Annotated in this window: 17 protein-coding genes; 7 read left to right on the forward strand and 10 right to left on the reverse strand. The window is 65.1% G+C overall.

Translation table 11 applies throughout. From position 1 onward, the window contains the following. Positions 1–252, reverse strand: a 252-nt coding sequence (locus WBF82_RS03910; RefSeq protein ID WP_424381799.1) for a molybdopterin-binding protein, incomplete at its 3' end; no start/stop codon positions are given. 27 nt (positions 253–279) lie between these two features. Here WBF82_RS03910 and WBF82_RS03915 point away from each other — a divergent pair. Next, on the forward strand, positions 280–774 hold the full coding sequence (locus WBF82_RS03915; RefSeq protein ID WP_424381787.1) for a macro domain-containing protein: 495 nt from the start codon (positions 280–282) through the stop codon (positions 772–774). On the opposite strand, the gene WBF82_RS03920 is transcribed toward WBF82_RS03915, so the two are convergent. Next, entirely contained in the window at positions 771–1,076 is a 306-nt protein-coding gene (locus WBF82_RS03920) for an MTH1187 family thiamine-binding protein (protein WP_424381788.1), read from the reverse strand. The two genes, WBF82_RS03915 and WBF82_RS03920, sit on opposite strands and share 4 nt — an antisense overlap. Positions 1,077–1,116: 40 nt before the next feature. Between WBF82_RS03920 and dtd the strand changes: the two genes are divergently transcribed. The 4 genes from dtd (at position 1,117) to WBF82_RS03940 (ending at position 4,310) form a co-directional block, all read left to right on the forward strand. Beyond that, complete coding sequence (gene dtd, locus WBF82_RS03925; RefSeq protein WP_424381789.1) at positions 1,117–1,548, forward strand: D-aminoacyl-tRNA deacylase; 432 nt, start codon at positions 1,117–1,119, stop codon at positions 1,546–1,548. A gap of 95 nt (positions 1,549–1,643) precedes the next feature. Beyond that, a complete protein-coding gene (locus tag WBF82_RS03930; protein WP_424381790.1) occupies positions 1,644–2,579 on the forward strand; it encodes an anti-sigma factor RsbA family regulatory protein in 936 nt (311 codons plus the stop codon). Next, entirely contained in the window at positions 2,579–3,430 is an 852-nt protein-coding gene (locus WBF82_RS03935) for a hypothetical protein (RefSeq protein ID WP_424381800.1), read from the forward strand. The genes WBF82_RS03930 and WBF82_RS03935 overlap by 1 nt, the downstream gene beginning before the upstream one ends. Then, positions 3,417–4,310, forward strand: coding sequence for a class I SAM-dependent methyltransferase (locus WBF82_RS03940; RefSeq protein ID WP_424381791.1), 894 nt, complete (start codon positions 3,417–3,419; stop codon positions 4,308–4,310). Before WBF82_RS03935 ends, WBF82_RS03940 begins: the two co-directional genes overlap by 14 nt. An 88-nt stretch (positions 4,311–4,398) precedes the next feature. Here WBF82_RS03940 and fadD1 read toward each other — a convergent pair whose 3' ends face one another. Genes fadD1 through WBF82_RS03975 form a run of 7 tightly spaced genes read right to left on the reverse strand, consistent with a single transcriptional unit; the run spans position 4,399 to position 10,855 of the window. Then, a complete protein-coding gene (gene fadD1 / locus WBF82_RS03945) occupies positions 4,399–5,976 on the reverse strand; it encodes a fatty-acid--CoA ligase FadD1 (RefSeq protein WP_424381792.1) in 1,578 nt (525 codons plus the stop codon). Further along, entirely contained in the window at positions 5,969–6,388 is a 420-nt protein-coding gene (locus WBF82_RS03950) for a Zn-ribbon domain-containing OB-fold protein (RefSeq protein ID WP_424381801.1), read from the reverse strand. Before WBF82_RS03950 ends, fadD1 begins: the two co-directional genes overlap by 8 nt. Positions 6,389–6,390: 2 nt before the next feature. Beyond that, positions 6,391–7,593, reverse strand: a complete 1,203-nt coding sequence (locus tag WBF82_RS03955) for a thiolase family protein (RefSeq protein WP_424381793.1) — start codon at positions 7,591–7,593, stop codon at positions 6,391–6,393. Beyond that, complete coding sequence (locus WBF82_RS03960; RefSeq protein ID WP_424381802.1) at positions 7,590–8,033, reverse strand: MaoC/PaaZ C-terminal domain-containing protein; 444 nt, start codon at positions 8,031–8,033, stop codon at positions 7,590–7,592. Before WBF82_RS03960 ends, WBF82_RS03955 begins: the two co-directional genes overlap by 4 nt. A gap of 8 nt (positions 8,034–8,041) precedes the next feature. Further along, on the reverse strand, positions 8,042–8,542 hold the full coding sequence (locus WBF82_RS03965) for a MaoC family dehydratase (RefSeq protein WP_424381794.1): 501 nt from the start codon (positions 8,540–8,542) through the stop codon (positions 8,042–8,044). Next, a complete protein-coding gene (locus WBF82_RS03970) occupies positions 8,539–9,663 on the reverse strand; it encodes an acyl-CoA dehydrogenase family protein (protein ID WP_424381795.1) in 1,125 nt (374 codons plus the stop codon). The genes WBF82_RS03965 and WBF82_RS03970 overlap by 4 nt, the downstream gene beginning before the upstream one ends. A gap of 13 nt (positions 9,664–9,676) precedes the next feature. Continuing rightward, positions 9,677–10,855, reverse strand: a complete 1,179-nt coding sequence (locus WBF82_RS03975; protein WP_424381803.1) for an acyl-CoA dehydrogenase family protein — start codon at positions 10,853–10,855, stop codon at positions 9,677–9,679. Between the two features lie 69 nt (positions 10,856–10,924). Between WBF82_RS03975 and WBF82_RS03980 the strand changes: the two genes are divergently transcribed. Further along, a complete protein-coding gene (locus tag WBF82_RS03980) occupies positions 10,925–11,773 on the forward strand; it encodes a TIGR03619 family F420-dependent LLM class oxidoreductase (protein ID WP_424381796.1) in 849 nt (282 codons plus the stop codon). A gap of 3 nt (positions 11,774–11,776) precedes the next feature. Here the strand turns inward: WBF82_RS03980 and WBF82_RS03985 are convergent, their stop codons facing one another. Beyond that, a complete protein-coding gene (locus WBF82_RS03985) occupies positions 11,777–12,514 on the reverse strand; it encodes a glucose 1-dehydrogenase (protein ID WP_424381797.1) in 738 nt (245 codons plus the stop codon). A 46-nt stretch (positions 12,515–12,560) separates the two neighbouring features. Between WBF82_RS03985 and WBF82_RS03990 the strand changes: the two genes are divergently transcribed. Beyond that, positions 12,561–13,017 (forward strand): hypothetical protein (locus WBF82_RS03990; RefSeq protein WP_424381798.1); only part of this gene is annotated, 457 nt, incomplete at its 3' end.

Raw genomic sequence — 13,017 nt, forward strand, 5'->3', positions numbered from 1 at the left:
CGCCACGGTCATATCGTCGGCGGTCGGGCCCAGGCCGCCGCTGGTCACGATCAGGTCGACGCCCTCGGCTGCCAGGAAGCGCAGCTGCGCATCGATGTCTGCTTCGCGGTCACCGCAAATGGTGATGGGGGCGAGCTCGACGCCCAGCTCCAGAAGCCGATCGGCGATCCATGGACCGTTGCGGTCGGCGACCCGACCGGTCAGCACTTCGGTCCCGGTCACGACAATGCCTGCGCGTGCACTCACCGCTATGACACTAGGCGGGAGGACGATGGATCCATGATCGAGTTAGCGGTACTGCAGGCCGACGTGACCAAGCTGGAGGTCGACGCGATCACCAACGCGGCCAACACCCAGCTTCGTCATGGCGGTGGCGTCGCCGCCGCCATCTCCCGGGCCGGCGGCCCGACCGTGCAGCGCGAGTCGAACCAGAAGGCGCCGATCGGCCTCGGGGAAGCTGTCGAGACAACGGCCGGTGATATGCCGGCACGCTACGTGATCCACGCCGCCACGATGGAGCTCGGCGGACCGACGTCGGCCGACATCATTGGCCGGGCCACCCGTTCGACGCTGCGCGTCGCTGACGAATTAGGTTGTCGCTCATTAGCTTTGGTGGCGTTCGGTACTGGCGTTGGCGGTTTCCCACTCGACGAGGCGGCCCGGTTGATGGTCGACGCGGTGCGCGAGCACCAGCCGCGTTCGCTTGAGCGCGTGACCTTCGCGGTGCACGGCGACGCCGCCGAAGAAGCATTTCGCGCAGCGACCGGCGGCTAAGGACCGCCCAAAAAACGCTCTACCGATTCGGTTTTGCTGCTCATCGCGTCACTGACGCCAGCGCGCCAGTCTGCTTTGATCACCACGCTGACCCGGGGCGAGCGAGCTTTGACGGCCTCGACGGCGCGCTGCACCACCGCCATCACCTCGTCCCAGCTGGCGCCTTCGACGACGGTAAACATCGCGTCGGTCTTGTTCGGCAAGCCGGAATCGCGGACCACCCGCACCGCCTCGGCGACGATCTCACCGACGCTTTCGCCCACGCCCAGCGGTGTGACGGAGAATGCGACTAGTACGGACACCGACACGACCCTACTCGGGGCGCATGGCAGCATCGGCCCCGTGCGGGTTCTGGTGCAACGGGTCTCATCGGCGGCGGTGTCGGTCGATCAACACGTCGTGGCATCAATGCAACCCGACAGCCAGGGCCTGCTGGCATTCGTCGGAGTCACCCACGACGACGATACGAGCAAGGCTCAGCGGCTCGCTGAAAAGCTTTGGCAGCTGAGGATTCTCGATGACGAAAAGTCTGCAGCTGACATCAGTGCACCGATCATGGTGGTCAGCCAGTTCACTTTGTACGCCGACACGGCCAAGGGGCGACGACCGTCATGGAATTCCGCCGCCCCGGGGCCCATCGCCGAGCCGCTGATAGCGGAGTTCGTGCAAGAGTTGCGGCAGCTAGGCGCCGACGTGCACACCGGCACGTTTGGCGCCCACATGCGGGTCGAATTGATCAATGACGGCCCGGTGACCGTACTACTCGAGCTCTGATCGGGGTTCTTGCCGCATCTGCGGCCGCTGAGTTAGCGTGCTTGGGAGGCGGCGGTTGGTCGAGCCGCATCCGGGCTGTTCGTGGGGCGGTAGACGTGACGTACGCGCAGAGAGGTCACGAAGCCTTCTTTTATCGCACGCAGCAGCAGTACCGCGATTATCTGCTGGCGTTCGTCGCCGGCGCCCTGCAGGCAGACGAAGCGGTGCTGGTCGCGGTTCCGGATTGCAATCTGGCGGTGCTGGCCGAGGGGCTGGATGGGTCGGCCGCCAACGTGGCCATGACCGACATGACCGAGGCGGGCCGCAATCCCAGCCGGATCCTGGGCGAGGTGCTGAGCAAGTTGGTCGACCAGCACCGGCCAAAACCGGTGCGCATGATCAGCGAACACATGTGGCCGAGTCGATCTGACATCGAATATCCCGCCTGCGTAGAACACGAGGCGCTGCTCAACCGGGCGTTTAACGGCCAGGACGTGACGGTGGTTTGTCCGTATGACGTGTCCCAGCTTGATGCCGGAGTGATTGCCGACGCCCGTCGCACCCATCCGGTGCTGTGGCAGGACGGAGTTCTCGACCACGACAACGCGGCGTACGCACCCGACGCGATGCTGGCCCGCTACAACCGACCGCTGCCCAGCGATCCGGACGCCGTCCGGTACACGGCGCGCAAACTCGGCGATCTCGGTGGCGCACGGTCTTTCGCCGGTGCCTACGCGCAGTGGTTCGGCCTGTCCCCCGACCAGACCGCGGACCTGCAATTGATCGCCAGTGAACTGACAACGGCCAGCCTGACGCAGGTGGGCAGGGCCTGCCGGCTTGCGCTGTGGCGGCAAGATGGCCATGTGATCTGCGAAGCACGCGACGACGGCTGCCTCGACGATCCGCTCGCCGGGCGCCGCTCGTATGGCAGCGACAGCGACCGGGGCCGCGGGCTGTACGTGGTCAACGCGCTGGCAGACCTGGTGCGCACGCACACCACTGCTGACGAGACGACGATCCAGGCTTTTCTTCGCCTGCCAGAGGGGCCATGATGCCGCGAGATATTCGTGAACTGACCAATGAGCCAGAGGCATACGCCGCCGAGCTGCGCCGGCGCTGGGGCGGGCTGTTGAGTTACCGCTACATCGGTCGCAGCTACGCGTCGATGGACTTAGGCCCGGTAGACGACACCGTCGCGTTGCGCCACGACATGCGCGACACGACCGGCGGCATCCTGCTGGCCGTGCTCGGCATCGCCTCGCCCGAGGGCGGCGGCATGTCGGATCTGGAGGCGGTGCCGAACCCCGTCATCCACTCGTGCCAGGTGCTCGACCCAGGCCGAGACGTGCGCCGTTTCGAAGTCCAGACCGAACAGGTGAAACGCGGCCGCCAGATGGGCTACAGCCGGTCACGCATCGTCGACGCCGATCAACCGGCCCGGGTGCTCGCGCTGACCGAAGGCCAGGGCATCAGCATCGGCACGCCGCCCGAAGGGCTCGGCCGGATGGAAGTCGAACCCATCGAGGTGATCGACTCCCCCGACTTGCCGCCGCTCTGGCAGGTGTTCGGCGGACACCGCCGACCCGACGGACATTGGGCGCTACCGGAATTGGCCGTCGAGGTCGCGTCGCCGGACGCGGCACTACACATCGGCCCGCAATTCGTCGTCCTGGAGACCGCGGCGCTGCAGCGAGCCGCGGAGGTCGCGGGCACCGACCGGTTACAGGGCGCGTCGTCGCACGTGATGTTTGTGGCGCGGGGGAAGACCGGCCCGTTCCGGATTGAAGCTGAGCCGCTCGCCGGCGCGCAGGGCACGGTCGCGGTACGCACCGTCATGCGCGACGAGGGCGCCGAGGACCGGGTGATCACCGTCGGGTCATATGTGTTCCATGCTTCGCACTGACCACGACGAGTGGGACATCGTCAGCAGCGTGGGCTATACCGCGCTGCTGGTAGCCGGATGGCGCGCCCTGCACGCGTTGAGCGCGCGGCCACTAGTGCGAGACGACTACGCGAGGCATTTCATCACCGCTTCGGCAGACCCGTATCTGACTAATCTGCTGGCTGACCCGGGCGCATCCGAAGGGGCGACGGTCTTTCCGCGGCTGTACGGCGTACAGACAAGGTTCTTCGACGAATTTTTTTCCTCCGCCGCTGACCGCGGTATTCGTCAAGCAGTCATCGTCGCCGCCGGATTGGACTCTCGCGCATACCGGCTCAACTGGCCAAGTGGCACAACAATATTCGAGGTTGACCAGCCGAAAGTTCTGGAGTTCAAACGGCGCGTGCTTGCCGAGCATGACGCGGTGCCCGCCGCTCGTCGCCGAGAGGTTGCCGCGGATCTGCGCGACGACTGGTCAATACCGCTGCGCGAGGAGGGCTTCGACACGCAACAGCCGAGTGCCTGGTCGGTGGAGGGGATCCTGCCCTACTTGACCGGCGACGCGCAGGACACGCTGTTCGCTCGTATCGGTGAGCTGTCCGCGCCGGGTAGCCGGCTCGCGATCGGTGCGTTGGGTTCGCGCCTCGACGAAGATCAGCTAGCCGCTTTGGAAGCGACGTATCCCGGTCTCAACCGCTCTGGCGATGTGAAGTTTTCGGCTCTGACCTACGACGACTCGCAGAAAAACAGACCCGCCGATTGGCTCGCCGAGCACGGCTGGACGGTGGAACCCGTTCGCACCAACCCGGAATTGCAGGCCGAATACGGCCGCACCCCAGCCGAAGTCGACGTCCATGTCGACCAAATCATGCGCTCGGAGTACATCACCGCGACCCGCTGAGCTCGTGATGTGACGCCGAGTGTGCATGTTGTGGAGGCGCTTTACGATTTTTTCCGGCCATAACCTGCACAGTCGGCGGATTGGGCGACTAGGACACCACTTGGTAGGTTGTGCCGCGACTTGCACGCTGCCACAAGACGCCGCCGGCAGCCGTCTCACCCGCCTGAATCAGCTCACGCTTCAAAATTTTGTTGGTCGCTGTTTTGGGCAGCTCGTCGTTGATCCGCACGAAACGGGGCCAGGCCTTAGCTGATAAGTCAGGTTGAGCGGCGAGGAACTCCTCAAATTCTGCGGGCGTCAGCGACCGACCTTCGTCGAGAACGATGGCGGCCATCACCTGGTCGCCAACCTGTTCGTCGGGTACCCCGTACACCGCGACCTGGTTGATGGGGCCGAGCCGCTGCAGGATTCGCTCAATCGGTGCCGTCGCCAGGTTCTCACCGTCCACTCGCAGCCAGTCAGCGGTGCGACCGGCCAGGTAGATCCAGCCGTCAGCGTCGCGGTAGGCCAGATCGCCGGACCAGTACATGCCGTGGCGCATCCGTTCGTTGGTTGCCGTCGGGTCGTTGTAGTACCCGGCAAATGCCCCGCCGCCCTGGGTGTTGACCAGTTCGCCGACCGCCTCGTCGAAGTTCGCCAGTGCGCCGTTATCGTCGAAAACCGCTGGAGCGCATTCGGTTACCGTTTCCGCGTGATAAACCGCAACGCCGGGGTATCCCCTGCCAACGGACCCGGCCGGGGTGCCGTCTTCGCGGGTGATGATGACCGCGAACTCACTCGATCCGAAACTGTCGACCACGCGGCAGCCGAATCGTCGGCCGAATTCAGCGATATCGCGATCGGTTGCCTCGTTGCCGAATGCCACCCGCAGCGTGTTGTCGGCATCGTCGGGCCGCTCCGGGGTGGCCAGTACCAGGGCAAGCGGCTTGCCGACATAGTTCATGTAGGTGACGTTGTGACGTCGGATGTCGGGCAGAAGCCGGGACGGTGAGAACCGGGCCGGAACCATCGTTGCGCCGCTTCCAATGGCCACCGCCCAGCCCGCGGCCACGCCATTGGAGTGAAACAACGGCATGGACAAGTAGCAGACGTCGTCGGCGGTGATCTCAAACTGCGCGATCAAGCTTGCGCCGCAAAGGATCGCCGCCACGTGGGCAAACCCGACCGCCTTCGGGTCGCCGCTGGTTCCCGATGTGAAAAGCATGATCAAGGTGTCGGCCGGCCCGACCTCGCGGTGCGGCACCAGCGGTGGCGCCGCCTTAACCGCGTCGAGGTAACGCCGCGACGTCACGTCGAGCACCGTGACTCCGGCCAGCTCCAGGCCAGAGAGTAGCGGCAGATGGTCGGGATCAACGAGCAGCAATTGGCAGTCCGCGCGCCGGATGTCGGCCAGCAGTCCGGCGCCGCGCCGAATGGTGTTGATGCCGCACAACACGTAACCGCCCAACCCGGCTGCGGCCATTGACCGCAGCATGGCCGGTGAGTTGCCGAGTAGGGCGCCGACGTGAAGCGGACGAGTGGCGTCGGCCAGCCCCACCAACACCGAAGCCTCGGCTGCCGCTTCGGTGAGATGCTCGCGCCAGGTCCAGATCTTCTCGCCGTAGGCGACGGCTGGGTTGTCGTCGTGCACGCGTGTCCGTAACAACTGCTGGACGGTCTCAAACAACGGTCGGCTCCGGTCGATATCGCAACAGGGTGACCTCGGTTTCGGGAATGTCGCAGAACACCGGGCTCACTCGCATGCCGATCCGAACATCGGCGGGATCGACGTCCACCAGCTCGGTGCTGAACCGGGGCCCCGCATCCCACTGGACCACTGCGAGGATCTGCGGCACCGCATCCGCCCACGGCGGTCCAGTCGGTCGTTGCGCCAAGGTGAAGGTGTAAACGAAACCCGCGCCATCGATTTCACGCCATTCGAGGTCGTCGGCAAGCGTGCCCGGAGCCAGCGTGCGCGGATAGAACACATACCGGCCCAGTGAAGGTGAAAACTGCACAAGGATCCGATGCTCGGCCAGCGCCGCCCAGAACGGCTTTGAGACGGGCGTGGGCTCAGGAAGTGGTAGCGGCGCGGTAATCGTCAGTCACCGCCCAAAACCAACGCGACCTGCTCACTCATGATGCCGCCGGTCCCGCTGACGAAAGCTCGATGGCAGTCGGTCACCTGCGCATCGCATGCTCGGCCCATCAGCTGTCGCGCAGCGTCGACCACGTGATGCATTCCGCCAGCCATGCCGGCCTGCCCGAACGAGAGTTGCCCGCCCGCGGTGTTAAGTGGAAAGTCGCCGCCGAAGGTGAGGTCATGCTCGTTAACCCATGACATGCCTTCGCCTTTGCCGCAGAACCCCGCGTTCTCGAGCGTCATCAGGACGGTGATCGTGTAGCAGTCGTACAGCGACACAACGTCGATGGCCTCTCGCGTGAGCCCCGCCATCGCAAAGGCTCGTTCGGCGGCACGGGCTATCGGCGTCGTCATCAAGTCTTGAGCGTATGTCGCTGTCTTGAAAGCGATGTGCTCGCCGAATCCCTTGATCCATACCGGTCGATGCCGTGCGCGCCGGGCCAGGTCCGCGTTGGCGACGAGAACCCCCGCGCCGCCTTGGACCCGCATCACCGTCTCGAGCATGTGGATCGGGTCGGCGATCATCGGGCTGGTCAGCACGTCGTCGACGGTGATCGGCTTGCCGTGGAACACCGCATCCGGATGGGCACACGCATTCGTGCGCTGGTCCACCGCGATCTTCGCCAGAGCTGTTGCATCGTAGCCGAAATCAGCGGCATAACGCTGAGCGATTTGCGCGTAGGGCGCGTTCTGGCCGACGTTGCCGTACGGGATCTCGAACTCGGCCTGTGGCGACCCGTACTTGTTGCTCGACGCACCATGCCACCCAGGCGATGACGGCGGTCGGCGTGTGGACGTCGGCAGCACCGAGGATCCAGGCACCACGGCGAGCACCGCATCGCAGAGCCCGAGTTCAACGGCCACCGCGGCCCGCCACACCATTCCCGCGGAAGTGGCGCCGCCCAGATCGACCCGTTCACCGAAATCAACAGGCAGACCAAGATATTCCGACAACGTGGCCGGGGCGAACATATCGGATTCCGCCAAGCCGTGGCAGAGCAGACCGTTGATTTCCCGGGCATCTACACCCGCGTCCTCGACGACAATCTTGGCCAGCAGTGCGTACTGGTCGAGGGTGAACGACGGCGGTCGGGTTTGCTTGCGCTCGGCAGGCAACTCGGCGATACCGATGATGGCGGCCTCGCCACGCAGACCCGTCACGACCGGTTGCCTCGGTATGGCAGCGCGACCGTGGCGGTGCCCGGCATCAGGACGGTGTCACCTCGGCGGCCGGCGATGTCGAGATCGACCAGACCGGTGTTGTCGGCCAACCGCTTTGCAGTCACCACCCCCCCGAAATTCAGTTCTTCGTCCGTAAATGCGATCGCTCGGTTCTGCACGCTGTATTCGACCAGTCGACCGCGGCCGCCGATCCAGTCGGTGATAGCCCGGGCCAGCAGCGCGGCTTGCAGTGGTCCCTGCACGATGACGTCGTCGTAACCCTCGACTGTGCGTGCCCAGTCTTTGTCGTAGTGGATCCGGTGGCCGTTGTATGTCGCGGCGCTGAAGAAGAACAACTGTCGTGCGTCGACCGTCACCGTGAGCGTCGGCAGCGGGTCGCCGGGCTCGACGTCCTCATAGAAGACCTGTTGGCTGGCCATCGGAGTCCTCACGGTCGGGCGATCATCGATGTTGTGGCCTCGGCGAGTAACTCAGCGCGCTGATTGCGATAGGCCGTGCGCCATGTCACCAGTACGAACCGGCCAGAGCGGCCCTGCTTCTCCACGATCGACTCGATGGTGCGAACCATGTCCACTTCGTCGCGGTGATACGCCGGCGCATGAAACATTGTGCTCTCTCCGCCGGCCATGCGTCTGGGCGCCCGAGGAAAGGCGAGGCTGCCAGAGATCGCTCCGGACGAACCGTCGGGCCGCAGCTCTTCCAGCGCGGTGACTCCCAGCACGGCGTACTGGAGGAAAAGCGGCGGACAGATGATGTCGCGGTAGCCTTGTGCGCGAGCGTATTCGGTGTCGAACCACAGTGGATTGTGATCACCGACCGCCGCGGACCAACGTTGCCACTCGCGCCGGTTGACTTCGCCGATCGCTGTTGCGGCGACAGTGCCTACTCGCGAGGCTGATTCGGCGTCTATCAGACCCTGCTCGCTCACGCCCCCTCCAACCACGTCGCGGCCACGTCTGCCCCGCCGCCCAGCGTGGATACCACCCTGGCCCGCTCGGAGAACAAATGCAGGTCGGTGTTGAGTACATAACCCATGCCGCCATGCAGCTGGTGTGCGTCAAGCGTGATCGATTTCGCTGCGCTGGCTGCGTGCATTCGCGCGATCGCGGTTTCACGAGTTGCAGTGCGGCCCTGACCGATCCAGAAGACCGCGGAGTGAGCCGCCAGCCGAGCCGCGGCCAGCGCGATATGCATGTTCGCCACCAAATGCTGGGCGGCTTGAAACGAGGCGATAGGCCGGCCGAACTGTGCTCGCGCCACCGTGTAGTCGACAGTGCGTTGCAGCACCGCCTCACCGACGCCGACCAGGTCCAGCGACAGGAACGCCACTGCGGCGTTCGCCAGCCGCCGCAGGCTATTTTCGGTCAGCCCCGAGCCGTCCGGCCCCGCAAGTACTGAGCGCCGGTCTGCCACCTTCACATCGTCAAAACGAATCCGAAAAGCCCGGTGGCCGCCGATCAGACGCAGCGGATCGATATGCACGCCATCGGCTTGCAGCGCGACGACAAAGCCCAATGTCCGCGCGGCGGCGGTGTCGCCCCCCGACACCACGACGTGATCGGCTAGGTCGGCGTCGCCCACGAAGTCGGCCGTGCCGGACAGGCGCCAACCACCGCCAGCTGACGGGCGTGCCTCCAGTTCCGGTGCGATCAGCGCCGCATTGCGCGCATTCCACAAACATGTTGTAGCGCAGAGTTTTCCGGCAGACAGCGAAGGCAGCCACGCAGCGTGTTGGTCCGGTCCGCCGAGCAGATGAATGGCAAGTGCCGCCTGTAGCGTGGCCTGCACGGCCGTCGGACATAGAGCGCGACCGGCCTCCACGTAAACAATGCCAAGGTCGGATAGTTGGCCACCGGCGCCGCCATATTCCTCCGGAAGCAGCAGTCCGAATACCCCGGCATCGGCCAACGACTTCCACAACGTTTCGGGCATCGACCGCAGGTCCGTGTCACGCATTTCCCGTACCAGGCTGATCGGGCACTCGGCGAGGAAGAGCGCGCGCAGCATCGACGCCAAATCTCGTTCGTCGTGATCAGGCAGCAGTCTCATCGTGTTGCCACCATCAGCGGCCGTACGACGGCATGCCGTGGCCACGCTGGGCGATGACGTCGCGCAGCACCTCGTTGGTGCCTCCGCCGAACCGCATCAGCGGCGCTACCCGATAGAGCCGTTCGAATTTCCCGTCGGCGGGCGCGCCCGCGCTGCGATAAGCCAGCAAGCCGTCCGGGCCGAGCAGGTCGAGGGCCAAATCGGCGATCCGCTGGCGTAATTCGCTGGTAAAGATCTTCTGCACGCTGACTTCCACGGTGGGAATGACGCCGCTGTCGAGCAATGACGCTGCCTCGTATCCCATCAGCAATGCCGCCTCGACATCCGCCTCGGCCTGCGCGAGTCGACGGCGAAAGCTAGGCGTTTGCAGCGGAGTCGAGCCGTCGCGACGCTGCTGGCCGGCCAGCTCGGTCAGTTCGTCGAGTGCACGGCGCAGATCGCCCGCGTTGGTCAACGCGCCACGCTCGAGATCCAGCGCGCCGGTGATGTACGTCCAGCCCCGGTTCACCTCGCCGATCAGGTTGGCGACGGGCACTCGGACATCGTCGAAGAACACTTCGTTGGTGCGATACCCCGACCACGCATAAAGCGGACGGATTTCTATACCAGGCAGATCGACGGGAACCATGATCACCGAAATTCCCCGGTGCCGATTGGCGCTGGGATCGGTTCGGACACAAAGCCACTCGTGGGTCGCCCGATGGGCTCCGCTGTTCCAGATTTTGGATCCGGTGATCACCCACTCGTCACCGTCTTGCACCGCGCGGGTGCGCAGGCTGGCCAGGTCGGTGCCCGCGTCGGGTTCAGAGTAGCCCACCGCGCAGGTCAGTTCTCCGCGAGCGATCGGTGGCAGGAACTCGGACTTGTTCTGTTCGGTGCCGTGCCGCATGATCATCGGCGCCACCGAAGTGACGGTGAGATCCGGTCCGGGTACGCCCCAGTATTCGAACTCACGCATCAGCAGGTGCTGATAGATCGGGCCGAGACCCAGACCGCCGTACTCGCGCGGCCAGTTCAGGCCGAACCATCCCCGCTCGCCGATCTTGCGCCGGAACGACGCGACTTCCCCGCCGGGAAACTCCTGGCCATGTTCGGCCAGTTCGGACTTCAGCTCCGCCGTGACGTTGCGTCGCAGAAAATCACGCACTTGGGCCAACCAGGCGTTCTGCGCTGCGTCGAGTTCGAAATCCACCATCCACTTCCTAGCGCGTCCGGGCTGGTTGCGCCCGGAATTCGGAAAAGGCACATAAAGTACTACGACGTGCAGTTCTGGTCCGGCACAGCGTTTATGGACTCGGCGGATGCGTTGGCGGTCGCCAGCATGCTCGATGAAGCCGGCTACGACGGCGTGATCTGTGCCGATCATCTGATTTATCCGCGCAAGCTGACCTCGCCCTACCCCACCGGAGCGGAACGTCCGCCGTGGTCGCCGGAGACAGCGTGGCCGGACTCGTGGATCCTGATCGGCGCCATGGCAGCGGTGACCCGTCGGTTGCGGTTCTCCAACGCCGTCTACGTCGCCCCCGCGCGTCCGTTGTTGGAAGTCGCCAAACAGGTGGCCACCGCCTCGGTCATTTCCGAGGGCCGGGTATCGCTGGCGGTCGGCGCCGGCTGGATGCGCGAGGAATTCGAACTGTTGGGGCAAGACTTCGGCAACCGGGGCAAGCGGCTCGACGAGATGATCCCGGCCCTGCGTGCCCTGTGGCAGGGCGGTTGGGTGTCGTGGAGCGGTCGCTACTACCAGGTGCCCGAGTTGATGCTGGAGCCGCACCCATCCACGCCGGTCCCGATCCTGTGCGGCGGCGAATCGGAGGTGGCGCTGCGCCGGGCGGCTCGGCTGTGCGACGGATGGGTCGGCACGGCCTACGCGTGGGACGACGCGGTTGGCTACGCGCAGAAGCTGACGGCGTTGCGGCGCGAGTACGGGCGGGACGGCGAACCGTTCGAGATCATGCTGGCGCTGATGGAACCGCCGTCGATCGATCTTTACCGGCGTGCCGAGGACGTCGGGATCACGGCGGTGATGTGCGCTCCCTGGATGGGCGCCGAGGACGGCTACCGACCGTCGATCGAGCGGTTCGCCCAAACCGTGATCGAGAAGTTCCGTTAGCGGCTAATGCCGATGCGGGACGTCGTTGACCAGGCCGCCGTCCATCACGAATTCCGCGCCGGTGGCATACGAGGATTCGTCGCTGGCCAAAAACACCACGAAGGTGGCGACCTCGTCGGACTGCCCTGGGCGGCCGATCGGGACGGTGACCATGTTGTCGGGGAAGTGCTTGGTCATCGGGGTGCGGATGAAGCCGGGGTGGATGGAGTTGACCCGGATGTTGTGCGCTCCCAGTTCCAGCGCTGCCGACTTGGTCAGACCGCGTACCGCCCACTTGGACGCGACGTAGGGGTGCACCATAACCGCGCCGCGCAGCCCTTCGATGGATGAGACGTTGATGATCGAGCCGCCGCCTGCGGCTTTCATCGGCTCGACCGCGGCTTGGATGCCATGGAACGTACCGTTCAGGTTGACGTCAATGACCTTGTGCCACTTGGCCAGATCGAACTGGCCCAGCTGGCCCAGCGCCACTATGCCGGCGTTGTTGACCAACACGTTGAGCTTGCCGAAGTCGTTGACCGCAGTGGCTACCGCAGCCTCCCACTCGTCGGGCTGGGTGACGTCGAGGTGGACATAGCGAGCGGCATCCCCGATGTCATCGGCCAGTGCCTTGCCCTCGTCGTCGAGGATGTCGCCGATGACCACTTTGGCGCCCTCGTCGACCAGCATTCGGGCATGAGCAGCGCCCATCCCCCGAGCGCCGCCGCTGATCAGTGCAACTTTTCCGTCCACGCGTCCCATGACGCGTCAGGCTACCGCAGCCGCAAAACTGGGAAACAATCGAGCGATGAGCGTCGCCACCTCTTTACTCACCGCATGCAGCGGGTTTCTGTTCGCTGTGCTGTGGATGGATCTGATGTTCGATGTGCAGGTCCTCGCGGGCCGCGATCCCGGGGGTGACCTCCCCGAACGCGCGCTGGCTTCCATCGCGGGCTACTACCGGCGCGCGGTCACCGAATCCGGCCCGATGAGCCGGCTCATCGTTGTCGTCATGGTGGTGTTGCTGGCAGCGTTGGGGTTCCGCGCGGCCCGAGGGGACGACCCGGCCTGGTTGCTGGCGGTGTCGGCGCTGCTGGCAGCGGGCCCGATTCTGCTGGCACTCTCGCATACGGTTCCCAGCGCGGCCCGCCTCGGCTGTCGTTCGGACGGCCCCGCCGAACAAACCGCGCTGGCAAGGTCGATCTGGCGCGATCATCTGGTGTGCGCGGGCTGCGTGCTGGCTTTCCTGGTGCTGTGGGTAGCCC

Origin of the sequence: Mycobacterium sp. (genome assembly GCF_049673265.1) — a bacterium.
GTDB lineage: Bacteria > Actinomycetota > Actinomycetes > Mycobacteriales > Mycobacteriaceae > Mycobacterium.

Bases quoted from the DNA above. Each gene is read 5' to 3' on its own strand.
- WBF82_RS03915 (WP_424381787.1), top strand. From the start codon at position 280: ATGATCGAGTTAGCGGTACTGCAGGCCGACGTGACCAAGCTGGAGGTC.
- WBF82_RS03935 (WP_424381800.1), top strand. From the start codon at position 2,579: ATGCCGCGAGATATTCGTGAACTGACCAATGAGCCAGAGGCATACGCC.
- WBF82_RS03940 (WP_424381791.1), top strand. From the start codon at position 3,417: ATGCTTCGCACTGACCACGACGAGTGGGACATCGTCAGCAGCGTGGGC.
- WBF82_RS03960 (WP_424381802.1), bottom strand. From the start codon at position 8,033: ATGGCCAGCCAACAGGTCTTCTATGAGGACGTCGAGCCCGGCGACCCG.
- WBF82_RS03970 (WP_424381795.1), bottom strand. From the start codon at position 9,663: ATGAGACTGCTGCCTGATCACGACGAACGAGATTTGGCGTCGATGCTG.
- WBF82_RS03985 (WP_424381797.1), bottom strand. From the start codon at position 12,514: ATGGGACGCGTGGACGGAAAAGTTGCACTGATCAGCGGCGGCGCTCGG.